Origin of the sequence: Streptomyces sp. NPDC058678 (assembly GCF_042714835.1) — a bacterium.
Taxonomy (GTDB): Bacteria; Actinomycetota; Actinomycetes; order Streptomycetales; family Streptomycetaceae; genus Streptomyces.
In genome coordinates this window covers 21320-44615 of sequence record NZ_JBHXSG010000024.1, presented here as the reverse complement: position 1 = coordinate 44615, position 23296 = coordinate 21320, and the positions used below count along the sequence as shown (strand labels likewise).

Annotated in this window: 16 protein-coding genes; 6 read left to right on the top strand and 10 right to left on the bottom strand. The window is 71.2% G+C overall.

Annotated features, from left to right (window positions below; genetic code table 11):
• The first annotated feature begins 75 nt into the window (after positions 1 to 75).
• The 4 genes from ACFWWR_RS22200 to ACFWWR_RS22185 all read left to right on the top strand — a co-directional run bounded on the left by ACFWWR_RS22200 (position 76) and on the right by ACFWWR_RS22185 (position 8052).
• On the top strand, positions 76 to 771 hold the full coding sequence (locus ACFWWR_RS22200) for a GntR family transcriptional regulator (protein ID WP_383865897.1): 696 nt from the start codon (positions 76 to 78) through the stop codon (positions 769 to 771).
• Positions 772 to 862: 91 nt separating this feature from the next.
• Positions 863 to 2389, top strand: a complete 1527-nt coding sequence (locus ACFWWR_RS22195; RefSeq protein WP_383865899.1) for a hypothetical protein — start codon at positions 863 to 865, stop codon at positions 2387 to 2389.
• Between the two features lie 103 nt (positions 2390 to 2492).
• Entirely contained in the window at positions 2493 to 3383 is an 891-nt protein-coding gene (locus ACFWWR_RS22190; RefSeq protein WP_383865901.1) for a hypothetical protein, read from the top strand.
• Between the two features lie 46 nt (positions 3384 to 3429).
• Positions 3430 to 8052 carry a hypothetical protein gene (locus ACFWWR_RS22185; protein ID WP_384304912.1) on the top strand — a complete coding sequence of 1541 codons (4623 nt, stop codon included), beginning with the start codon at positions 3430 to 3432 and terminating at the stop codon, positions 8050 to 8052.
• Between the two features lie 69 nt (positions 8053 to 8121).
• Here the strand turns inward: ACFWWR_RS22185 and ACFWWR_RS22180 are convergent, their stop codons facing one another.
• The 9 genes from ACFWWR_RS22180 to ACFWWR_RS22140 form a co-directional block, all read right to left on the bottom strand.
• Entirely contained in the window at positions 8122 to 9672 is a 1551-nt protein-coding gene (locus tag ACFWWR_RS22180; protein ID WP_384304910.1) for a GMC family oxidoreductase, read from the bottom strand.
• Positions 9673 to 9688: 16 nt separating this feature from the next.
• The gene (locus ACFWWR_RS22175; RefSeq protein WP_383865907.1) at positions 9689 to 11251 is read right to left on the bottom strand and encodes an APC family permease; all 1563 of its coding nucleotides are present in this window, start codon (positions 11249 to 11251) and stop codon (positions 9689 to 9691) included.
• A 106-nt stretch (positions 11252 to 11357) separates the two neighbouring features.
• Positions 11358 to 12824, bottom strand: a complete 1467-nt coding sequence (locus ACFWWR_RS22170) for an aldehyde dehydrogenase family protein (RefSeq protein ID WP_383865909.1) — start codon at positions 12822 to 12824, stop codon at positions 11358 to 11360.
• Positions 12805 to 13980, bottom strand: a complete 1176-nt coding sequence (locus ACFWWR_RS22165) for an aromatic ring-hydroxylating dioxygenase subunit alpha (RefSeq protein WP_383865911.1) — start codon at positions 13978 to 13980, stop codon at positions 12805 to 12807. Before ACFWWR_RS22165 ends, ACFWWR_RS22170 begins: the two co-directional genes overlap by 20 nt.
• A gap of 11 nt (positions 13981 to 13991) precedes the next feature.
• On the bottom strand, positions 13992 to 15146 hold the full coding sequence (solA, locus tag ACFWWR_RS22160) for an N-methyl-L-tryptophan oxidase (RefSeq protein ID WP_384304908.1): 1155 nt from the start codon (positions 15144 to 15146) through the stop codon (positions 13992 to 13994).
• A gap of 41 nt (positions 15147 to 15187) precedes the next feature.
• Entirely contained in the window at positions 15188 to 17644 is a 2457-nt protein-coding gene (locus tag ACFWWR_RS22155) for an FAD-dependent oxidoreductase (protein WP_383865915.1), read from the bottom strand.
• 67 nt (positions 17645 to 17711) lie between these two features.
• Positions 17712 to 18341, bottom strand: a complete 630-nt coding sequence (locus ACFWWR_RS22150; protein ID WP_383865917.1) for an MBL fold metallo-hydrolase — start codon at positions 18339 to 18341, stop codon at positions 17712 to 17714.
• Positions 18338 to 19423, bottom strand: a complete 1086-nt coding sequence (locus ACFWWR_RS22145) for an S-(hydroxymethyl)mycothiol dehydrogenase (protein ID WP_383865919.1) — start codon at positions 19421 to 19423, stop codon at positions 18338 to 18340. The genes ACFWWR_RS22150 and ACFWWR_RS22145 overlap by 4 nt, the downstream gene beginning before the upstream one ends.
• A 239-nt stretch (positions 19424 to 19662) precedes the next feature.
• Complete coding sequence (locus tag ACFWWR_RS22140) at positions 19663 to 20490, bottom strand: IclR family transcriptional regulator (RefSeq protein ID WP_383865921.1); 828 nt, start codon at positions 20488 to 20490, stop codon at positions 19663 to 19665.
• A gap of 385 nt (positions 20491 to 20875) precedes the next feature.
• On the opposite strand from ACFWWR_RS22140, the gene ACFWWR_RS22135 reads away from it, so the two are divergent.
• Both ACFWWR_RS22135 and ACFWWR_RS22130 read left to right on the top strand, forming a co-directional pair.
• Positions 20876 to 21199: a bifunctional 3-phenylpropionate/cinnamic acid dioxygenase ferredoxin subunit gene (locus ACFWWR_RS22135; protein WP_383865923.1), complete on the top strand. Its 324-nt coding sequence runs from the start codon at positions 20876 to 20878 to the stop codon at positions 21197 to 21199.
• Positions 21196 to 22380, top strand: coding sequence for an NAD(P)/FAD-dependent oxidoreductase (locus ACFWWR_RS22130; RefSeq protein WP_383865925.1), 1185 nt, complete (start codon positions 21196 to 21198; stop codon positions 22378 to 22380). The genes ACFWWR_RS22135 and ACFWWR_RS22130 overlap by 4 nt, the downstream gene beginning before the upstream one ends.
• Before the next feature lie 52 nt (positions 22381 to 22432).
• On the opposite strand, the gene ACFWWR_RS22125 is transcribed toward ACFWWR_RS22130, so the two are convergent.
• A complete protein-coding gene (locus ACFWWR_RS22125) occupies positions 22433 to 23008 on the bottom strand; it encodes a hypothetical protein (RefSeq protein WP_384304906.1) in 576 nt (191 codons plus the stop codon).
• Positions 23009 to 23296: the final 288 nt, after the last annotated feature.

The following is a 23296-nucleotide window of genomic DNA, read 5'->3' as shown; positions in this document are numbered from 1 at the left end:
CAAGGTAGAGGATCGTTGAACGATCCTTCAATACCCCTGTTGTTTCGTTCTTGTATCTGCGATTGAATTCCGGGCATGGCAGAGCAGCTGGCCGGACTGGCCGACGACCGCGCCCTTTTGGGTCGCACGAGCACGGCCGAGCGGGTCTCCGACATCCTCAGGAGCCGTATCGCCGAGGGCTTCTTCCCACCCGGGACCCGGCTGTCGGAGGACAGCATCGGCGGCGCGCTCGGCGTCTCCCGCAACACGCTGCGCGAGGCGTTCCGGCTGCTCACGCATGAACGCCTGCTCGTCCACGAGTTGAACAGGGGCGTCTTCGTCCGGGTCCTGACCGTGGAGGACGTGGAGGACATCTACCGGACCCGCCGCCTCGTCGAGTGCGCTGTCGTACGGGGTCTCGGTGAGCCGCCGTACGCTCTGGACGGTCTCGCGGAGGCAGTGGCGGAGGGGCAGCGCGCGGCGCGTGACGGTGACTGGAAAGTACTCGGTACCGCCAATATCCACTTCCACCGGGAGCTGGTCGCGCTCGCGGCGAGCGGCCGGACCGACGAGCTGATGCGCAGCGTCTTCGCCGAACTGCGTCTCGCCTTTCACCTGGTGGACGACCCGCACCGGCTGCACGAGCCGTACCTCGCGCGCAACCAGCAGATCCTGCAGGCGCTGCAGGAGGGGAACAAGGACGAGGCCGAGAAGCTGCTGGCCGTGTACCTCGACGACTCGTTGGAGCGCGTCGTCGAGGTGTACCGGCGGCGGGTCGGCGAGGACGGCTAGCGAGACCGCCGCCATGGTGTGACAACCGTGACCCCGGGGCGCATCTGCGTCGTTTGGGCCGTTGTCAGACCGAGGACCTAGTCTGTGCACCGTGACTTCGCCTGCATCGACGGACAGCGTTCCGCCCCAGCTCAGCGCGGGGCCGCGCCCCGCACCGGGACCGGCCGCCGACGAGGGACTGGCGCGGCGGCTGCGCGCGCTCGCCTGCACCGCGCCGCTGCACGACCTCGACGCCCGCAAGGCCAACCTCGCCGGCGAGTACTCGGTGTACGGCATGGCGGAGGTGGCCCTCGCGGCCATCGACCTGGTCACCCTGAACATGGACTTCGACACCGGCGCCGACCACGACCAGATCGTCGCCCGGCTCATCCCGCGCATCGCCGCCCAGGCCCCGCAGCGGCCCGTCGCCGAGCACGAGCGGGTGGCCCGCTGGGTCCTGGAGAACCTGATCAACGTCGGCAGCGTGGACCGCGGCTTCCGCGCGGTGTACGGCACGTTCGCGCAGGACGGCACGTATGTGCGCCGTGACTACGACTTCAAGCTGATCGAGGAGGTGCCCGGCCCCGGCGGCTCGGTCTATCTCCGTACGACGGACGAGGCGGTCAACGTCCTGGTCGGCGCCCTCGACACCGATGTCACCAGCGCGCAGATCGCCGCCGAGGTCAAGCTGGAGGTGCTGATCAGCCGGGGCCGCCTCGCCGACGCCCAACTGGCCGCCGAGCAGGCCCGCTACCGCACGGTCCAGTACTCGGAGACGCTGCGCAGAGCCCTGGACGCGACCCGGCGCAACGTCCGCGCGGTGGACTGGCTCAACACCGTCCCCGACATGATCGCCGAGGCCCTCGACCACGTCGCCGACCGGTACCGCCACGAGAACGCGATCCTCACGAACATCCGCAAGGCGCGCGACGAGTCCGAGGACCCGGAGCAGAAGCGACGTGCCGCCGAGCTGGTGGACATCGTCAAGGACTGCATCCGACGGCACACACAGTTGCAGTCCCGGCTGCTGGAGGCCGGGCCGCTCTTCCGCGCCGAGCAGGACCGGCAGGCCTTCGCCACCCCCATGACGACCTCGGGCACGGACCTGTACGGGCACCTGCTCGCGCCGGTCCTGCCGCTGGCCCTGGAGCAGGCCGTCCGCGTCACCGACGCGTTCTTCGCGCGTGGGACGGGGTTGCGTACGCCGGTGTCGGTGCGGGTGGGGGACCTCGTCGACATACTGCTGACACCGCCGATGGAGCGGGAGCATCTCGGTGCGGAGATGCCGGAGCCGGATCTCATCGCCACGCCGGACGACAGCCGGTTCAGCGAGGAGCAGTTGGCTGCCGCGATGGAGCTGCTGGACCTGCCGGCGGATGCGCCGCGGAGACTTTCGGGGCTGCTTGCGGAGGCTCGGCGTCGGGATGCCGATCTGCCGTATCTCGTCGCGTTGTTGGCGGTGCACGCGGCCAGCCCGCCGGTAGGTACGGCGTACCGGCAGGGCGAGGAGAAGCTGTTGTTCGCCGTGGACGACGGGGTGGAGTTGGACGACCCCGAGTTCGGCGGGGCCGATTTGATCGTGGGGACGGCCTTGTTGGACGCGGTGGGGATGGCAGCCGGCAGGACGGAGGCCGCTTGATGTCGTCCTTCGCCTGCCGGCCGGCTGTGGCTGGTCGCGCAGTTCCCCGCGCCCCTGAGGGAGTTGCCCTCGCCGTCGTTGTCAAGTTCGAGGAGTTGCAGTCGTGAGCGAGCACGTCGAGTGGAGTGAGCCGGAAGCCGGGCCCGCGCCGGTGACCGCCGCCGTCACGCCCGCCGACGCCGCCGACGCGGCGCGGCTCGTCGCCTTCGGGTTGCAGTCCAAACTGCAGCCCGCCCGGGATCAGGAGTACACGGAACTGCTGCGGCGCTACCGCGAGGATCCGCCGTTCGCGCGGCTCGCCGACGCCGTCGCGGCCGGGCTGGGACTGGTCGTGCTGGAGGTGTCCCCGCGCGCGGGGATGGCCGTGACCGCCGCGGAGGACTCGGTGTTCGCGGTGCGGATGGGCGACTACGCGCGCCGGACGTCCGCCGACGGCGGAGACCGGTTCCTGCACGGGCTGGCGCATCTCGCCGTCGCCGCCATGGCGTTCCCGCGGCCGGAGGATCTCGCCGACGACGGGTACATCGGGCGCGTCTCGGTCAACGGCGTCGACGCGTTCGTACGGCAGGCCTGCCGGCGTCTGGAGGAGCGTGCCGAGGAGCAGGGCGAGAACACCGACCCGGCGACCGACGCGCCCGGTCTGGAGGCCGCCTGGCGGATCTGGGTCAGACGCAGCGCGACGGGTGCCACCAAGGACGCGCGCCGGCTCGCCGGTTCGACGACCGGCATCGTCGGCAAGGCCGTCGCCTTCCTCACCGACTCCGGGTTCCTCCAGCGGACCGGGGACGACAACGGCGGTACCTACCGGACCACGGCCCGCTACCAGCTCCAGGTGCGGGACATGGCGGGCAGCGCCGCGATGGCCGAGTTGCTGGAGCTGGGCGTGGTTCCCGTCACCGACGGGACGCCGACCCTGCTGCCCGCCGAGGACACCGACGACCTGGAACTGGTGGCCGACGCCGGGCTGCCGTTCCACGCGCCGGCGCAGTCCTGAACAGTCCTGAACCCCCTCACCTGCCGAAGACTTACGAGAGTCCGCCATGTACGAGCTGTCCCGGGTCCGCCTCTACTCCATCGGGCCCGCCGGTGCGCGCTACGCCGACACCGTGCTTGACCTGCGCGGTGTGGGCGAGCCCGTGCCCGACCCCGCGCCCACCCAGGCGGAGTTCTTCGAGGAGGAGCCCGTCGGCCCGCCGCGCCGGCCGGCGCCCGCCGGTGTGCTCTTCCTGGAGAACGGCGGCGGCAAGTCCGTCCTCCTGAAGCTGATCTTCTCCGTGATGCTGCCGGGCCACCGCAACACCCTCGGCGGCGCCAGCTCCGGTGTGCTGCGCAAGTTCCTGCTCGCGGACGACTGCGGTCACGTGGCGCTGGAGTGGCAGCACGTCCTGACCGGCGAGTGCGTCGTCGTCGGCAAGGTGAGCGAGTGGCGCGGGCGCCAGGTCTCCAACGACCCGCGGAAGTTCGCCGAGGCCTGGTACTCCTTCCGGCCCGGGCCCGGTCTGAGCCTGGACAACCTGCCCGTCGCCGAGTCCACCGCCGTACGGTCGTCCGTCGAGGGCCAGTCGGGCGCGCAGGGCCGTCGGCGCACGATGAAGGGCTTCCGGGACGCCCTCACCGAAGCGGGAAAGGCCTACCCGCACTTGGAGGTGCACTGGGAGGAGATCCACGACCGGTGGATCGAGCACCTCGGCGAGCTCGGCCTCGACCCCGAGCTCTTCCGCTACCAGCGGGAGATGAACGCCGACGAGGGCGAGGCCGCCGGCCTCTTCGCGGTCAAGAAGGACTCCGACTTCACCGACCTGCTGCTGCGCGCGGTGACCGACACCCGCGACACCGACGGCCTCGCCGACCTGGTCAGCGGCTTCGGCAACAAACTGGGGCGACGCGCCGAGCTGATCGCCGAACGGGAGTTCACCGCCGGGTCGGTGGACCTGCTCGGCCGGATCGTCGAGGCCGCCGAGGCCCGCTCCCGCGCCCGTGACATCCACACCGGGGCCGAGCGCCGCACCCGGACCCTGGCACGGCGGCTGTCCGCGCGCGGGGCCCGGGAACGGGTACGGGCCGCCGACCTCGCCCAGGGCGTCACCGCCGCCGCGTTCGCCGTCACGCAGGCCGAGGCGGCGCGGGAGCGCAGCGCGCTGATCGCCGCCGAACTCGCCTACCGGCACGCTTCCTTGGCGCTCGCCGCCGGTGAGAAGTCGGCCGCCGCACAGAAGCGCGAGCTCGCCGAAGCACGCACGCTGCACTCCGCCTGGCAGGCCGCCGAGGCCGTGCTGCGCCACCGCGCCGCCGCCGACCGGGTGGCCCGCGTGGCCGTCGCGATCCAGGAGGCCGAGCGGGACGCGGCCCCGGCGCTGGCCGCCCGGGCCAGGGCCGCCGTCGATCTCGTACGGGCCCTGCACGCGGCCGCGGCGGGCGCCGAGACCCTCGCCGACGAGGAGGAGGAGCGCTCCGCCGCCCTCCAGGAGGTCAGTGACTGCGCCCACCGCGACTCCACGTCCGCCGCCACCGAGGCGCAGCGCGCCCGCAGCGAGATCGGGCATCTGCGGCAGCGGCTGAGCGAGGTCGAGCAGGAGACCGCCGAGGCGGTTCGCGCGGGCTGGCTCGACGACAGCGCGCCCGACGCCGACCCCGCGCGCGCGGCCCTCGCCGCCAGCGACGCCGAGAAGGCCGCGGTCGCCGCCTGGGACACCGCACGGGAGGCCTCCGGCCGGGCCACCGAGCACGCGCGCGAAGCGGCGGCGACCGAGTCCCGCGCAGAGCTCACCGCGGCCCGCGCGGAAGACGCGGCCACGGCCGCCGAACGCTCCTACGCGGCCGAGCGCCGCCTCGCCGAGGCGCTGGCGACCGAGGAACGGCTGGCCGAGCTGCTGAGCCTGACCGGTGGCGACACGCGTTCCCCTGTGGTTCCGCAGCCCCGACAGAACACGGACGACAGCGACCGGGGGGCGCTCACCCCCGAGGACCTCGACCGCTTCGCCGACGAGCTGCGCGAACTGCTCGACGACGCCGTCTCCTCCGCCGAGCGGCAGCTCTTCGACCTGCGTACCGCCGCCGCCGACGACTCCCGCATCCTCGGCGCGCTCGGAGACGGCGGGCTGCTGCCGCCCGGCCCGGACGTGCTGGCGACCGTCGAGTACCTCGGCGAGCACGGCATCCCCGCACTGCCCGGCTGGCGCTACCTCGCGCAGGCGGTCGACCCGGCCGACCACGCGCGAGTGCTGGCCGCGCGGCCGGAACTGGTCGACGGCGTGATCATCACCGACCCCGACACGCACGCGCGTGCCCGTGAGGCACTGAGCGAGGCGGCGCTGCTGCCGCGGTCCGCCGTGGCGGTCGGCACGGCGGCCGCCCTCCTCGCGCCGACTCCGGCGCCCGACTCCGACAACGGCGACGTCTTCCTCGTACCGCCCAACCCGGCCATGCACGACGAGCACGCCGCCGACGAGGAGCGGCAGGCGCTGCGCGCGCGGGCCACCGAGCGGGACGAGGAGATCCGGGAACTCGCGGCACGGCTCGGCAAGGACCGGGAGCTGGCGGCGCGGCTCGCCTCCTGGCGCACCGGCTGCCCGGCCGGGCACCTCGTCGAGCTGGCCCGGGCCGCCCGGGAGACACGGCAGTTCGCCGATGAGTCCGAGGCCGAACTCGCCGAGGCGCGGAGCGTACGGGCCGAAGCCGACGAAGCCGCCGCCGAGGCCGCCCAGGTCCGGGACGAGCGGCAGGAGACCGCCCAGAAGGCGCGGCGCGCCGCCGACGCCCTCGCCGGGCTCGCCTTCCGGCTCCGGGAGCGGGCCGGCTGGCAGGTCAAGCTGCGCGAACTCGCCGACGAGGCGACCGAGTCGGAGGCCCGCGCCCAGATCTGCCTGGACCGTGCGCGCGCCGCCGACGAGGACCGGCGCGCCGCCCAGCGCGCGGCCGACGACGCTCGCCGCACCGCCCGTGCGCTGCGCGCCGAGCGCTCCGAGATCGCGGGCGCCCCCGACGACGTACCGGAGAACGACGCGGCGGACCCCACGGTGTCCCTGCCGGCTTTCCGCGAGGCCTATCGAGCCGCCTCCCAGCTTTACGAGAAGGTCGGCGTCGGCGCCGACCTGCGGGCCGAGCAGGCCCGGGCCGAGAGTGACGAGAGCGCGGCGCGCGCCGATCTGGACCGGCTGAGCAACAAGGTCCGCACGCGCGCGGAGCAGCTGCTCCAGTCGCCCGACGGCTCCGACGGCCCGTCCCGGCAGGCCGCCGTCGCGCGGGCCGAGGAGCTGGTGCAGCTCCTGGAGACCCGGATGTCCGGCGCGAGCGAGCAGCTTGGGCGGCTGCGCGGCGAGGCCGAGCGGCACGCGCCCGAGGACGGCGAGGCGCACACCGAACTGCCCGAGGAGGTCCAGCCGCGCGACGCCGAGCACGCCCAGGCCCTGCTGCGGACGGCCACGTCCGAACTCGCCTCGCACTCCGAGGCGTTGAGCCAGGCCCGGGAGGCGCACGCCGAACTCCTCGACGCCCACCGCGCCGCCGAGGACGCGGCCGGCGGCTTCGACGAGATCGCCGCGATGCTCCGCGACCTGCTGCGTGAACCCGCCTCGGAGGAGGAACCGGAGCAGACCGAGGCGTACCCCGGCAGCCCGGAGGAGGCCCGGCAGTCCGCCGCCGAGGCCCGCCGGTCCCTGCGCGGCTGCGCCGCCGACCTGTCGGCCGCCGAGGCAGCCGTGCGCGAGGCGAGCGACATCCTCGTCCGGCACGCCAACTCCACGCGCTACGAGCAGGTCCGCACCCCCGCCCGGCAGCAGATCCGCGAGCTGCCCGCCTCCGCGCTGCCCGAGCACGCCCAGAAGTGGGCCGACGCCTTCGCGCCCCGACTGCGCGTCCTCACCGACGAGTTGGAGCAGCTGGAGCGCAACCGCGACTCGATCGTGGACCGGCTGCGCGGGCTGGTGGAGTCGGCACTGGCCACGCTCAGGTCCGCCCAGCGGCTGTCCCGGCTGCCCGAAGGGCTCGGCGAGTGGTCCGGGCAGGAGTTCCTGCGCATCCGCTTCGAGGAGCCCGACCAGGCCACCCTCACCGAGCGGCTGGGCGAGGTCATCGACGAGGCGACCAGGGCCGCCGTCAAGAAGAACTCCGATCTGCGCCGCGACGGCATGTCCCTGCTGCTGCGCGGGGTCGGCGCGGCACTCCACCCCAAGGGTGTCGCCGTCGAGATCCTCAAGCCGGACGCCGTCCTGCGCGCCGAGCGCGTGCCCGTCGGACAGATGGGTGACGTGTTCTCCGGTGGTCAGCTGCTGACGGCGGCCATCGCCTTGTACTGCACGATGGCGGCGCTGCGTTCGAACGATCGCGGACGCGACAAGCACCGCCACGCCGGCACGCTGTTCCTCGACAACCCGATCGGGCGCGCCAACGCGACCTATCTGCTGGAGCTCCAGCGGGCCGTGTCGGACGCGCTCGGTGTCCAGCTCCTCTACACCACCGGTCTGTTCGACACGACCGCGCTCGCCGAGTTCCCGCTGGTCATCCGCTTGCGCAACGACGCCGACCTGAGGGCCGGGCTGAAGTACATCAGGGTGGAGGAACACCTCCGGCCGGGACTGCCGCGGGAGGCTCCCGCCGGGGAAGCCGGGCACAGTGAGATCACCGCGACGCGGATGTTCAAGCGCCCGGCGCCGAGCGTCCCGTAGACGGCGGTGGAGGGGGAACTGCGGGACCGTGGTGGCTGGTCGCGCAGTTCCCCGCGCCCCTAAGGGCGTTTACGCGTCCTCTCTCACGAGATCCGCGCACTTCTCGCCGATCATCATCGTCGTGATGCACGGATTGACGGTGACGAGGTCCGGCATGACGGACCCGTCGGCGACCCTGAGCCCCTCGATCCCCTTGACCCGCAGTCGCGCGTCGAGCGGGGCCGAGGGATCGGCGTCCGCCCCCATCTTCACGGTGCAGGACGGGTGGTAGACGGTGTTGTGGGTCTTGTGGATGTAGTCGAGCAGTTCCTCGTCGGTCCGCACGTCCGGCCCGGGGGCCAGTTCCGCTCCCGCCCAGCCGCTCAGCGCGGGCTGCGAGGCGATGCGACGGGCGAGCTTGAGGCCGTACGTCATCACCCGCACGTCGTGCTCGTGGGTGAAGTACCGCGGATCCACCTTGGGCTTGTCCCGGTAGTCGAGGGTGCGCAACCGAACCGTCCCCCGCGACTTGGCCCGCGTGACGTTCGGTGTGAGGCAGAACGCGTTCTCCGACGTCGGATAGCCCCAGCGGGCCGTGTTCATGTCGAACGGCACCGACCCGTAGTGGAACATCAGGTCGGGACGGTCCAGCCCTTCCTCGGTGTCGTAGAAGATGCCCGCCTCCCACCACTGGCTGGACGAGGTGGTCATGGGCTGCGCGGCCTCCCACATGATGACGCCCTCGGGGTGGTCCTGGAGGTTCTCGCCGACGCCCGCCGAGTCGACCACGACGTCGACACCGACCTCGCGCAGGTGCTCGGCCGGTCCGATGCCGGACAGCATCAGCAGCTTCGGGGTGTCGATCGCCCCGCACGACACGATCACCTCGCGCCGGGCCCGTACGGCACGGGTGTGGATCAGGTCCGGGTCCAGGTACTCGGCGCCCACGCAGCGCCGGCCGTCGAGCACCAGTTTCTTGGCCCGCACCCCCGTCCGTACCTCCAGGTTCGGCCGCTTGCCCAGGACCGGGTGGAGGTAGGCGACCGAGGACGACTGGCGGATGTTGTTCTCGTCGGAGTTGATCTGGAACCAGTTGGCGCCCCTCACCACCGTCGAGCCGGTGTTGAAGGGCGTCGTCGGGATCCCCGCCTGTGCGCACGCCTCCAGCAGGGCCGTGCCGCACGGGTCGTCGCTCTTGAGCGTGCGCAGCTTCACCGGGCCGGTGCGGCCGTGGTGCTCGCCGGGAGCGTCGTTGTTCTCCAGCCGCCGGTAGAGCGGGAAGAGGTCGGCGGCGCTCCAGCCCGTACAGCCCCCGGCGGCCCAGTCGTCGAGGTCCTCGGCCGGTGCCCAGAAGGCGATGCAGGAGTTGTGGGACGAACAGCCGCCCAGCACCTTCGCGCGGGCGTGCCGCATGAAGCTGTTGCCGCTCGCCTGCGGCTCGACCGGGTAGTCCCAGTCGTAGCCGGACTCCAGCAGGCCCATCCAGCGCTCGAGTTTGAGGACGTCGTCGTCGCCGACGTCGCTCGGACCCGCCTCCAGGACGCACACCGTGACCGAGGGATCCTCGGAGAGGCGGGCCGCCACCACGTTGCCCGCGGTGCCGCCGCCGACCACCACATAGTCGAACTCGTCGGTACTCATGAGTGGTTGACCTCCGTCAGTCGGCCGCCGGGGCGGTGAGGGGAGTCGTGGTGGCCGCGGCCTGCAGCTGGTGCTCGGCGAGCACGCCGGTGCGGTGCCGCTGGACGAACCAGTAGTAGGCGAAGCCGCCGCCCATGATGACCGCGACGAACAGCACCGCGCCCCAGCGCAGGTACCAGTGGTACGGAGCCGCCGCGTTGTAGACCTCGGCCCGCGGCCAGATCAGGTTGATCGTCATGGCCGTGCCCCACACCACGGCGACGATGTTGACGAGCAGTCCCCAGCGGCCCAGCGAGAACTTTCCGTCGCCCGCGGGCTGCCACTTGCCGCGCAGCCGGGCCACCAGCATCGGCGCGGTGACGCCGAGGTAGGCGAGGTAGATCATGATGATGCCGATGCTGGTGACGACGGTGAAGATCTGCGGCTGGCGGATGTTGACGACGAGGATCGCCACCGCGAGGATTCCGATGATCACCGCGGGGAGCACCGGTGTCTGGAAACGCGGGCTGACCTTGGCCAGCTTGGAGGACCCGGGCAGGTTGTTGTCACGGGCCATCGCGAACGTGAGGCGGATCGCCGCCGTGTGGACGGCCAGCGCGCACACGGTCACCGCGATCAGTACGCACCACAGCATCGCCTTGCCGGCCGTCGAGCCGAGCACGTCGAGGACGATGTACTGCAGACCGTCCGTGGACAGCTTGTCGCCCTTCAGGCTGGAGACGCTCATCAGCGCGAGCAGCAGGATCAGGCCGCCCAGGACGAACGAGGCGACGATGGCCCGGATGATGGCGCGCGGCGCGTTGCGGGAGGGGTCCAGGGACTCCTCGCCGAGCGAGGCGGCCGTGTCGAAGCCGTACATGACGTACGCGGACGCCAGCGAGGCCACGAGGAAGGCGCCCATGTAGCCCGCCTGGTGCCCGGCCCCGGTGCCCGCCGTGTCGGTCACCACCTGCGGACCTCGCGTGATGTGGACGGCGAACATCACGATGAGCACGACGGTGGCGATCAGCTCGATGAGCACGCCCGCGCTGTTGATGGTGGCCATCAGCTTCACACCGAAGGCGTTCACCAGGGTCGTGAACAGGATCAACACGGTTGCGAGGACGACCGCGTTCGTCGCCACGTCGTACTTGCCGGTGCCGTCACCCACGAACTGGAACGCCGACGAGATCTGCGGGAGCGTCAACTGGTAGGCCAGCGCGACGGCCGAGATGGACACTATGGACGCGATCAACATCATCCAGCCGGCGAGCCAGCCCAGATGCGGATTGCCTATCTTCTTCGACCAGTTGTAGACGGAGCCCGCGACGGGATAGCGGGCGGCCAGTTCCGCGAAGCACAGGGCGACCATGAACTGGCCGACGAAGACCATCGGCCACGACCACCAGTAGGCGGGGCCGCCGCTGCCGTAGCCGAAGTAGAACAGCTGGAAGGTGCCGGTGAGGATCGAGATGTAGCTGATTCCGGCGGCGAAGGTGTGGAAGTTGCCGAGGGTGCGCTTGAGTTCGGGTTTGTATCCGAACTCGGCGAGTTCGGCGTCGTCTCTTTCTCCGGACGTTGGTTGCTCGGTCGTCGTCATGAGCGGACTCCTGGTGGGCCGGGGGAGGGAGGAGCGACTGCTGCGGGTGCCTGGATCAATGAGGGCCGTTATACGCGTAGGCCATGTGCATGGTGTTACAGGAGAGTCAGCCGAACCAGCCCTGCGACACGGGAGCGGTGTTGCGCCAGATGTGCTTGGTCTCGCGGTACTCGGCGAGGCCCGACGGTCCGAGTTCGCGCCCGAAGCCGGACTGCTTGAAGCCGCCCCACTCCGCCTGTGGCACGTAGGGGTGGTAGTCGTTGATCCAGACCGTGCCGAGCCGCAGCCGCCCAGCGACCCGGGCCGCCTTGCCCTCGTCGCTCGTCCACACGGCGCCGGCGAGGCCGTAGATGGTGTCGTTCGCGACGCGCACCACCTCGTCCTCGCTGGTGAAGCGCTCGACCGTGAGCACCGGCCCGAAGGACTCCTCCTGGACGACCGACATCTGGGCGGTGCACCCGTCCAGCACGGTCGGCGGATAGTAGAAGCCGTCGTCGAGGCCCGGCCCGGACGGGCGCGCACCCCCGCATCGCAGCACCGCCCCCTCCTCCAGGCCCTTGGCGACATACGCCTCGACCTTCGAGCGGTGCGCCGCCGAGATCAGCGGCCCGGTCTGCGCCTGTTCGTCGAACGGCCCGCCCAGGCGGATCAGTCGGGCCCGGCGTACGACCTCGTCCACGAACCGGTCGTGCAGGGAGTCCTCGACCAGCAGCCGCGCCCCCGCCGAGCAGACCTGCCCGGAGTGCAGGAACACCGCCGTCAGCGCCATGTCCACGGCCGCCTCGAAGTCCGCGTCGGCGAAGACGATGTTGGGGTTCTTGCCGCCGAGTTCGAGCGCGACCTTCTTCACGGTCGCGGCCGCGGCCACCATCAGGCGGCGACCGGTCTGCAGGCCGCCGGTGAAGGACACGAGGTCCACGTCCGGATGGTCGCCGAGCGGTGCACCCGCCTCCGGGCCGGCGCCGAGGACCAGGTTGCCGGCCCCGGCGGGCAGCCCGGCCTCCGTCAGGAGCCGCATGAGGTGGATCGCGGTGTGCGGGGTCAGTTCGCTCGGCTTCAGCACGAAGGTGTTGCCGGCGGCGACCGCCGGAGCGACCTTCCAGGCCGTCTGCAGGAGCGGGTAGTTCCACGGCGTGATCAGGGCGCAGACGCCGACCGGCTCGTACACCACCCGGCTGTCGACGCCCTCCGTACCCGTGTCCACGACCCGGCCGGTCTCGCTCGCGACCAGCCGCCCGAAGTAGCGGAAGCAGTTCGCGATGTCGTCGATGTCGTACTCGCTCTCGACGAGCCGCTTCCCGGTGTCCATGGACTCGGCGCGGGCGAGTGCGTCCTTGTCCCGGATCAGGAGGTCGGCGACCCGCAGCAGCAGGTCACCACGCTCGTTCGGGGACGTGCGCGGCCACGGCCCCTCGTCGAAGGCCCGGCGGGCGGCGGCGATCGCCTCCACCGTGTCCTTGCCGCCCGCCTCGTCCACCACCCCCACCAGGGAACCGTCGGCGGGACAGCGGATCTCGCGGGTGCGCTCGTCGACCGCACCGCGCCACTCGCCGTCAATGAACAGGTCCGGCATGACTGCCTCCCAGCTTTTCCACGAGCCACTCGTGGAAGATCCCGATGTGGTGCTCGGTGGGGACCAGCACACCACCCCTGCGGTACGCACGCGACGCCATCGCCGGCTGCGTGCGTTCACAGGCCTCGAAGTCCTGCTGGTTCACCCGGTGGAAGAGCTCCACCGACTTCGACACGTCCGCCCCGGACTCCACCACCTCCGGCGCGTACAGCCAGTCGCACTCTACGACCGTGCGGTCCTCGGCCAGGGGGAACATTCGGTGAAGGATCACGTGGTCCGGTACGAGGTTGATGAACACCGTCGGCTTCACCGTGATGGCGTAGTAGCGGCGGTCCTGGTCCTCGGAGACCGAGGGCAGCTTGGCGAACCCTTCGCTGCCGTCGACCGTGAAGCCCCTGATCTCCTCGCCGAACTCGGCGCCGTGGCCCACGTAGTACTGGGCCGCGTAGCCGTCGGCGAACTCCGGGAGCACGTCGGTGAGTTCGGGGTGGATCGTCGCGCAGTGGTAGCACTCCATGAAGTTCTCGACGATCAGCTTCCAGTTCGCCTTCACGTCGTAGACGATCCGCTTGCCGAGCGCGAGGTTCTCGGTGCCGTAGTGGTCGATGGCCGCCACGTCGCCGAGCCGCTCCACGGCGGCGTGCATGACCGTCTCCTCGAAGGAGGGCGGTTCGTCGGCGAGGCACACCCAGGCGTAGCCGAGCCATTCGCGCAGCGACACCTTGATCAATCCGTACTCGACCCGGTCGACGTCCGGCATCTTGATCAGGTTGGGGGCGGCGATCAACCTGCCGTCGAGGTCGTACGTCCAGGCGTGGTACGGGCATTGGAGGTTGCGGCGCACCTCGCCGGACTCCTCCAGGCACAGCCGGGCACCGCGGTGGCGGCAGACGTTCAGGAAGGCGCGCAGCTCGCCCTTGCGGCCGCGCGTGATGAGGACGTTCTCGCGGCCGATCTGGACGGTACGGAAGGCGCCCGGTTTGGCCAGGTCGGCGCTGCGGACCGCGCAGAACCACATCGACTCGAACAGGTGCTCCTGCTCCTGCCGGAAGATCTCCGGGTCGGTGTAGTAGTCCCCGGGGAGCGTGGCGATCAGGCTGGGGGAGATCTGGTGGGCCTTGGAGAGTGGGCTCTCGGGGGCGGGGGTCGTCGTCACGGGCGTGCTCCTCAGGCGGGCGCGGCGGCGAGGCGGGCGGGATCAAACAGGCCGATGGGGTGCTCGGTGGTGCCGGTGAGGGCCAGGTCGGCGAGGATCTCGCCGACTACGGGCACGAACTTGAAGCCGTGCCCGGAGAAGCCGCAGGCCACCGTGACCGACTCGGGGTGCGCGGGGTGCCGGGCGATGACGAAGTGCTCGTCGGGGGTGTTGGAGTACATGCAGGTGGCGGCCTTGAGGAAGGTGCCGGGCAGGTCCGGGACGCAGCCGGCCATGTGGTCGGCCATCGCCTTCACCTCGTCCTCGTGGACCGTGCGGTCGATGGTCTCCGGGGTGGTGATCTCGCCCTTGCGGAAGAAGGCGACCTTGGCGCCGAGGTCGGGGCCGTCGATGGAGGGGAAGCCGTAGACCTGGACGCCGGCCGCGTCCTCCCAGATGTAGATCGGGTGGTTCTCGGGCAGGAAGGGCTGGATGCCCCCGGCCGGCTGGAACCAGTACATGACCTGCCGCTCGATGGTGAACGGCACACCGATGTCGGTGAGCAGCCGCGGCGCCCACGCGCCCGGGCAGATCACCAGTTGGGACGCGGTGTAGGTGTCCTCCGCCGTATGCACGCGAACACCGTCCCGGTACGGCTCCCAGCGCGTCATCGGCTCTTCGAAGTGCAGGTCGGCGCCCTGCCGGGTGGCGAGCTGGAGGTGCGCGGCGACGGTGTTCTCGGGCCGCAGAAGTCCGGCCTTCTTCTCGAACAGCGCCACCTCGTCGTCCTTCGGCGCGAGCGTCGGGAAGCGACGGCGGATCTCCTTCGCGTCCAGCATCTCGTGCGGGAGATCCCATTGCTGGGCGGAGAGCAGCGAGCCGGACACGGTCCGGGAGTCGGGGTGGCCGATCATCACGCCGCCGGGGAGGATCGCGATGTCGCGGCCGGTGGCCCGCTCCAGGTCCTCGTACAGCTCGTAGGCACGCAGCAGCAGCGGGACGTACGCCGGGTCCTCGAAGTACGACTGCCGGGTGATCCGCGAACCGCCGTGGCTGGAGCCCCGGTTGTGCACCGGGCCGAACTTCTCCAGGCCCAGCACGCGGGCGCCGCGCGCGGACAGGTGGTGGGCGGCGGCGCTGCCCATGCCGCCGAGACCGATGACGATCACGTCGTAGGTGGGGGACATCGCGTTCCTCCTGAGGGTGCGTCAGTGATCGACGGCGGTCGTCATCGGCGGATGCGGGTCATCTTGGGGTCGAAGAGGGGCTCTTCGGCAACCGTCGCGGGGACCTTCTCGCCGAAGTACTCGATGTGGACGCCGGTGCCGGTGGTGAGTCCGGCCGGCAGCCAGGCGTAGGCGATACAGCGGCCGAGCGTGTAGCCGTACGCGGCGCTCGTCACGTAGCCGGCCGGGGCGCCGTCGACGTAGACCGGCTCCTTGCCGAGGACCACGGCGGCGGGGTCGTCGAGGAGGAGGGGAGTGAGTTTGCGGGTGAGAGGCGCGTCGGTGAGGGCCTCGCGCCCCACGAACTCCTTGTCCGTGCGGACCGCGAAGCCGACACCCGCCTCGTACGGGGAGTGCTCGTCGGTCATGTCGGTGCCCCAGGCGCGGTAACCCTTCTCCAGGCGCAGGGAGTTGAAGGCCGAGCGGCCGGCGGCGACCACGCCGAGCTCCCGGCCGGCCTCCCACAGCGTGTCCCACAGGCGCAGGCCCAGGTCGGCGGTGGTGTACAACTCCCAGCCGAGCTCGCCGACGTAACTCAGACGCATCGCCGTCACCGGGACGTGCCCGAGGTAGGTCTCCTTCGCGCGGAAGTAGCCGAAGGCCTCGTGCGAGAAGTCGTCGCGGGTCAGCGGCTGGACGAGGTCTCGGGCGAGGGGCCCCCAGACGCCGATGCAGCAGGTGCCGGAGGTGATGTCCTTGATGTGGACGTCGTCCGGGGCGTACCGGGTGAGCCAGTCGAGGTCCGCGGGGGAGTTGGCGCCGACCTGGAAGCGGTCGGGGGCGAGGCGGGCGACGGTGAGGTCGGAGCGCACGCCGCCGGTCTCGTCGAGGAGGAGCGTGTAGGTGACCGCGCCGGGCTTCTTGCGGAGGTTGTTGGTGGTCATGCGGTGCAGGAAGTCCAGGGCCCCGGGGCCGGTCACTTCGAGGCGCCGCAGGGGGGTCATGTCGTAGAGGGCGACCTTCTCGCGGGTGGCCTTGGCCTCGGCGGCGGCGATGGGGGACCAGTGGCGGGCGGCCCAGGCGTCGCGCTCCGGAAGCGGGTCGAGGGAGTCGACGAGCGGGGCGTTCGCCTCGTACCAGTGCGGGCGCTCCCAGCCGCCGCCCTCCAGGAAGTACGCGCCGAGCTGCTGCTGGCGGGCGTAGAAGGGGCTGATCCGCAGGGGGCGCGGCTGCTCCATGGGCTGGAGCGGGTGGAGGACGTCGTACACCTCGACGAACTGCTGTGAACCGCGTTCACGGATGTACGACGGTGAACGCTGCGCTTCCTCGAAACGCGTGAGGTCGCACTCGTGCAGGTCGAGGGTGGGCCGTCCGTCGACCATCCACTCGGCGACGGCCTTCGCGACACCGGCGGAGTGGGTGACCCACACGGCCTCGGCCAGCCAGAAGCCGCGCAGTTGGCGTGACTCGCCGAGCACGGGCATGCCGTCCGGGGTGAAGGAGAAGACGCCGTTGAAGCCGGCCTCGATGTCGGTGTCCCGCAGGGCCGGGACCAGCAGGCGGCAGTCGTCCCAGCTCGGTGCCCAGTCCTCCTCGGTGAAGGGGAGCGAGGAGGGCATGTCCAGGTTCTGGCCGCGAGCCTCGTCGTACGGCAGGACCGCGAACGGGTCGACCGGCATGGGCTTGTGGGCGTAGGAGCCGATGCCGATGCGGTCGGTGTGCTCGCGGAAGTAGAGGTCGCGGTCCTGGAAGCGGAGGATCGGCCTGGACGCCTCCGCCTGGTGGTCCCGGAGTTCGGGGAGCGGCTTCGTCCTCGCGTACTGGTGCGCGAGCGGTTGCAGGGGGACGTCGACGCCGGCCATTCGGCCGATGACCGGGCCCCAGAAACCGGCCGCGGAGACGACGTGGTCGGCGGGGAAGGTGCCCTGATCGGTGACCACGGCGGTGACCCTGCCGCCTTCCTTCTCGATCCCGGTGACCGTGTGGCGTTCCAGGAAGCGGGCGCCCCTCTCGGTGGCCCGTGCGATCTGGGCGCGGGACGCGAGCAGGGCGCGGGCGAGGCCGTCGTCGGGGGTGTGGAAGCCGCCGAGCACCACGGACTCGTCGAGGAGTGGCCAGAGTTCCTTGCAGCGGGCGGGGCCGACGATCTCGCCGCGGATGCCCCAGGCGGCGGCGTAACCGGCCCTGCGGTGCAGTTCGGCGAGGCGCTCCGGGGTCGTGGCCAGCTCCAGGCCGCCGACCTGGTTGAAGCAGGGGACGCCGTCCACTTCGAGGGAGACGAACTTCTCGACCGTGTACTTGGCGAACTCGGCGAGGGTCTTGGACGGACTGGTCTGGAAGACGAGGCCGGGGGCGTGCGAGGTGGAGCCGCCGGGGGCGGGCAGCGGTCCCTGTTCCAGGACGGTGACGTCGGTCCAGCCGCGGGAGGTGAGTTCGTCGGCGAGGGAGCAGCCGACGATGCCGGCGCCGACGATGACCACGCGGGGGGAGTGAGGGTGGTTTTCGGGCGTGCTGGACATGCCCCTCCTTGCGGTGGCGGGGATGGCAGGGGGACGGGAAGTCGCTGGTACGGCGGGCTGAAGTCGTCTACAGGGCGGGCACGTTGGGCCGCTCGGCGGCGATCGTGGTGTCCTGGCCGTGCCCAGTGTGGACGATCGTGTCGCCGGGCAGGGGGAGCAGTCGGTTGCGGATGGACGCCTCGATGGTGGGGCGGTCCGAGTAGGAGCGGCCGGTGGCGCCGGGGCCGCCGTGGAAAAGGGTGTCGCCGGTGAACACGGCGTTGAGGAACGGGGCGTACAGCGAGCAACTGCCCCAGGTGTGCCCTGGGTTGTGGATGACCTGGACCTCGATGCCGGCGACGGTGAGAATCCGGCCGTCGGTCAGCTCGCCGTCCGGTTTGCGGCCGGGGTGGGTGTGCGACCAGAGCTCGTGGTCGTCGGCGTGGAGCAGGACGGGCGCCCCGGTGAGGAGGGAGAGTTCCGCCGCCGCGTCGACGTGGTCGTCGTGGGCGTGGGTGCAGGCGATGGCGGTGACGTGCCGGCCCGCGATCGCTCGGTGGATCGCACGGGCGTCGTGGGCGGCGTCGACGACCAGCACCTGTTCGTCGTCGCCGACGAGCCACACGTTGTTGTCGACGTCGAAGGTCTCGCCGTCCAGGCTGAAGGTGCCCTTCGTGACGACCCGGTCGACGCGTACCGCGTGGTCCTTGTCGCTCACAGGACCACCACCGAGCGGAGCACCTCACCGCGGTGCATCTTGGCGAAGGCCTCCTCGACCTGGTCGAGCGCGATGGTCTCGCTGACGAAGGCGTTGAGGTCCAGCAGTCCGTAGAGGTACTGGTCGATCAGGAACGGGAAGTCGCGGCTCGGCAGGCAGTCGCCGTACCAGGACGACTTGATGGCGCCGCCGCGCGAGAAGACGTCGATCAGCGGCAGCTCGACCTTCATCTCGGGGGCGGGCACGCCGACCTGGACCAGCAGGCCCGCGTGGTCGCGCATGTAGAAGGCCTGCGTGAAGGTCTCGGGGCGGCCCACCGCGTCGATCGCGATGTCCACGCCGTGGCCGTCGGTGAGTGCGCGGACCGCCTCGACCGGGTCCGTGCCACGGGAGTTGACGGTGTGCGTGGCGCCGAACCTCTCCGCCTGGTCCAGCTTCTTGTCGTCGATGTCGACGGCGATGACCTTCATGGCACCGTTCAGGCAGGCGCCCGCGATGGCCGCGTTGCCGACGCCGCCGCAGCCGATGACGGCGACCGAGTCGCCACGGCCGACCTTGCCGGTGTTGACCGCGGCGCCGTAACCGGCCATCACGCCGCAGCCGATCAGGCCGGCGGCCTCGGGGCGGGCGGCCGGGTCGATCTTCACCGCCTGGCCCGCCGCGACCAGGGTCTTCTCGGCGAACGCGCCGATGCCGAGGGCGTTGCTGAGCGGGGTGCCGTCCAGCAGGGTCATCGGCTGGGTGGCGTTGCGGGAGTCGAAGCAGTACCAGGGGCGGCCGCGGCGACAGGAACGGCAGGAGCCGCAGGGAGCGCGCCACGCCAGCACCACGTAGTCGCCGGGTGCGAGGTCGGTGACGCCCTCTCCGACCGCCTCGATCGTGCCGGCCGCCTCGTGGCCCAGCAGGAAGGGGAAGTCGTCGGTGATCGCGCCCTCGCGGTAGTGCAGGTCCGTGTGGCAGACCCCGCAGGCCTGCACGGCGACGAGGACCTCTCCGGGGCCCGGGTCGGGGACGACGATCGTCTGCACCTCGACGGGTGCGCCCTTCTTCACAGCGACTACGGCACGGACCTCGTGTGGCACGACCAAGCTCCTCTGCTGTTGCGCAATGCACGATGGGTTGCGCTATGAGGAACATAGTGAGAACGCCATCGAGTGGCCGTCAAGAGGTGCGAGTTAACCCTTGGCAAAAGGAACGCGAGGGGCGAAACGTGCCGGACACACGGCGGCGCGGGACCAGGAGGTTCCCGGTCCCGCGCCGCGGTCCGCGTCGTGCTGTCCGGTTGTGGGTGTCTGGTCGTGCGTGTCTGCTCGTGGGTCGGTCAGAAGCCGTATCCCATACGGCGCGACAGCTCGGCCCCGGCCGCCACCGTGCGCTTGGCCACCTCCGGCAGCCGGTCGCTGTTCAGGCGGTACACCGGCCCCGAGACGCTGATGGCGGCGATGACCTTGCCGTCGTGCGAGCGGACCGGGGCGGCCACGGCGGCCAGGCCCAGCTCCAGTTCCTCGATGGTGAGGGCGTAGCCCTGCTCCACCACGGCCTCCAGTTCGCTCCGCAGCACGGAGGCGCCGGTGATGGTCCGCTCGGTGAAGCGCGGCAGGGAGCGCGCGAGCAGGCCCTCGCGCAGGGTGGGAGGCATGTGCGCGAGCAGCACCTTGCCGCTGGAGGTGGCGTGCAGCGGGGTGCGTCTGCCCAGCCAGTTCTGCGCGGTCACGGACGCGGTGCCGCGGGCCTGCATGATGTTGACCGCCGCGTCGTCGTCCAGGACCGCGATGTTCACCGTCTCACCCAGCTCGTCGGCGAGTTCCCGGCAGACCGGGACGCCCTCCTGGGAGATGTCCAGCCGGACCGCCGCAGCCCCTGCCAGCCGTAGGACGCCGGCGCCCAGGTAGTACTTGCCGCGGTCCTTGGCCTGGGCGACCAGACCGCGGTTCTCCAGGACACCGAGCAGCCGGAACGCGGTGGACTTGTGCACGTCAAGCTCGTCGGCGAGCTCGGTGACCCCCGCCTCACCGAGCCGGGCGAGGATCTCCAGCACACTCACGGCGCGGTCCACCGACTGGACGGCGCTGGCCGCTCCTCTGCCGTTCTTCTCCGGGCTCGCGGCCTTCTCCTCGCTACGGTCGGGCTGCTTCTGCGTGCGGGTCATGGCTCAACTCTCACCACCTGTGGGCCCTGTTCGGGCCGCATCTGCGGGAAACCCTTGACGCGACGGTCGTCCCGCCCGGATTCTGTTGCGCATGGCGCTCTTCCGTGCGCCATGTGAAACATCATGTTACCGAAGGGTCCGGCGCCCGGAAGGGTGCCGAACGGTACCGATCAGCGCGGACCCGGTGCGGCCGACGAAGACCCGACGAAGGTCCGCGCAGATCCGACAAAGGTTCGCCGAAGATCCGGCGTTGAGTGAACTCCCCGCTTGAGCAGAACTCCTCGCTTCCGCACTTCCTGCTGCCGGACCAACGACGGTCCGCACTCCCTGATCAACCTGGACCAGACAGGTCCGGACCGAGCGTCCCGGACCGAGAGGGGGGCCCGTGATTCCCGTCTGCCGCTTCGAGAACCTCCCCGACGGCGAGTCCGTCCGCGTCGAGACGACACCGCCCATCGCCGTGTTCCGCACCGAGGACGGCGAGCTGTACGCCATCGACGACACCTGCACCCACCAGGACGCCTCCCTCTCCGAGGGCTGGCTGGAGGGCTGTCTGGTCGAATGCCCGCTGCACGCGGCTTCATTCGATCTCCGCACCGGACAACCGACCTGCCTCCCGGCCCGGCGACCGGTCCGCACCCACCGCGTCAGCGTCGACGACGGCGTGATCCATGTCCACGTCGCCGCGGAGGAGGGCACCGCCGCATGAGGACCGTGACCGTCGTCGGCGCTTCCCTGGCCGGTCTGTACGCGGCCCGGGAACTGCGCTCCCAGGGTTTCGACGGGCGCCTGGTGATCGTCGGCGACGAACTCCACCGCCCCTACGACCGGCCTCCCCTCTCCAAGGATTTCCTCACCGGCCGCGTAAGCGAGGACGAGCTCGCCCTCACGGACGCCGAGGAGACCACCGGGCTCGACGCCGAGTGGCTGCTCGGCAAACGGGCCCGCGGCCTCGACGCCCGCGGCCGGACCGTGCTGCTCGAGGACGGCCGTACGGTATCCACCGACGGCGTCGTCATCGCCACCGGCGCCTCGGCCCGCCGCCTTCCGGGCTCCCGCCTCACCGGCGTCCACACCCTGCGCACCCTCGACGACGCGCGCGCCCTGCGGGACGAACTCGGTGGTGGCCCGCGTCAGGTGGTCGTCATCGGCGGCGGATTCATCGGAGCCGAGACCGCCTCCTCCTGTGCCACCCTCGGCCACAGCGTCACCGTCGTGGAGGCCGCTCCGCTCCCGCTCGTGCCCCAACTCGGCCCCGAGATGGCCGCCGTGTGCGCCGCACTGCACCGGCGGGGCGGGGCGGACCTGGTCACGGGCATCGGGGTGGCCGCACTGCGCGGCACGGTCGCCGTCACCGGCGTGGAACTCTCCGACGGCCGAGTCCTGCCCGCCGACACCGTGATCGTCGGCATCGGCGCCGCCCCCAACACCGCCTGGCTGGCGGGCTCGACGCTCGCCCTGCACGACGGCGTGCTGTGCGACGACGGCTGTGTGACGGCCCTGCCGCAGGTGGTCGCCGTCGGCGATGTCGCCCGCGTCGGGGGCACCCGCGCCGAACACTGGACGTCCGCCACGGAGCAACCCCGGGTCGCCGTGGCCAACCTGCTCGCCGGACGCACACGGGAGACCGCGGGCTCGCTGCCGTACTTCTGGTCGGACCAGTACGGCGCGCGCATCCAGTTCGCCGGCCGCCGGCGGGACGGGGACGGTGTCCGCGTCGCCGAAGGCGAACTCGTCGACGGGGCACCCGGTGAGGGCGGCTTCCTCGCCCTGTACGAGCGGGACGGCCGTACGACCGCGGTGCTCTCCGTGAACCGGCCGCGCCCCTTCATGCGGGCGCGACGGGAACTCGTACGCGGAGGGAGCAGGCCCCAGCCGGCCGCACTCTGAACGCCACCCGGCCCGCACACCGCGAGCCGGTCACCAAACCGGCCCCAGGTCCTCAGGAGTGCGAGAGCTGCCCCGCGCCGCCCTGCCTGCGTAGCCGCTCCTGGGTCCGCTCGGTGGCACGCGCATGTCGCCGTGCCTTGCGCCGCTCGCGTCGCAGGGCACGTGCGCTGCTGCTGGGCGTCGAGACCACGCCATGGCGCTGGTTCCACACCTGACGGGTCACCCAGACGTCGAGGGCGCCCCAAGTGGCCACCACTGTGCTGGCGACGCTGCTGATCACCATCGGGAACGCCAGCCAGGAACCGGCCATGGTGCACAGGAAGGCCACCATGGCCTGGAGCAGCGTCACGGCGATGATCAGCACCGCCCGCACCGCCGACGTCCGCACGGGATCGGGCAGTCGGCGCCGCCGCGCCGGCTCCTCGATCCACAACGGCCGGTAAGAGGACTGTGGTTGCTGTGCCGAGCGGTCCTCGGCCCGCTCGACGGGCTCGGCCGCGGCCTTGAACGCCGCCGCCCCGCCCTCGTCCGTCGGAATGTCGCGATCCGGCGCCTCGGGGCCGCGCCGCGCCGTCACCTGCGCCACCCCGCTGTCCGGCAGCGTCTCTTGTCGCTCCGCCGTGCCCATCACCGTGTCACTCCCCACCGCCTGCAGACCGCTCGCCCCGGATCCGAAGACCCGGCTCTCCAGTGGCTGCCCGGCTTGCGCTGATTTACGCCGCCCGGGTGCGGGTCGCGGCTCCTGTGGCCGATTCCGCCCCCAACTCCCATGAAGAACGACGAACGAATCCCCTCCAAGATTCCCAACGAACGCAAAATTCCAGCCAACTGGCCAGGAGAGTCGATCGTGCCCGCACCAACAGCTGCCAAGGAAGGAGGGAGGCAATCTCCTGCAATGAGCGGACAACTCACCATG

Excerpts from the sequence above, each read along its gene's own strand:
- ACFWWR_RS22200 (WP_383865897.1), top strand. The coding sequence starts at position 76 with ATGGCAGAGCAGCTGGCCGGACTGGCCGACGACCGCGCCCTTTTGGGT.
- ACFWWR_RS22185 (WP_384304912.1), top strand. The coding sequence starts at position 3,430 with ATGTACGAGCTGTCCCGGGTCCGCCTCTACTCCATCGGGCCCGCCGGT.
- ACFWWR_RS22180 (WP_384304910.1), bottom strand. The coding sequence starts at position 9,672 with ATGAGTACCGACGAGTTCGACTATGTGGTGGTCGGCGGCGGCACCGCG.
- ACFWWR_RS22175 (WP_383865907.1), bottom strand. The coding sequence starts at position 11,251 with ATGACGACGACCGAGCAACCAACGTCCGGAGAAAGAGACGACGCCGAA.
- ACFWWR_RS22170 (WP_383865909.1), bottom strand. The coding sequence starts at position 12,824 with ATGCCGGACCTGTTCATTGACGGCGAGTGGCGCGGTGCGGTCGACGAG.
- solA (WP_384304908.1), bottom strand. The coding sequence starts at position 15,146 with ATGTCCCCCACCTACGACGTGATCGTCATCGGTCTCGGCGGCATGGGC.
- ACFWWR_RS22155 (WP_383865915.1), bottom strand. The coding sequence starts at position 17,644 with ATGTCCAGCACGCCCGAAAACCACCCTCACTCCCCCCGCGTGGTCATC.
- ACFWWR_RS22140 (WP_383865921.1), bottom strand. The coding sequence starts at position 20,490 with ATGACCCGCACGCAGAAGCAGCCCGACCGTAGCGAGGAGAAGGCCGCG.
- ACFWWR_RS22130 (WP_383865925.1), top strand. The coding sequence starts at position 21,196 with ATGAGGACCGTGACCGTCGTCGGCGCTTCCCTGGCCGGTCTGTACGCG.
- ACFWWR_RS22125 (WP_384304906.1), bottom strand. The coding sequence starts at position 23,008 with ATGGGCACGGCGGAGCGACAAGAGACGCTGCCGGACAGCGGGGTGGCG.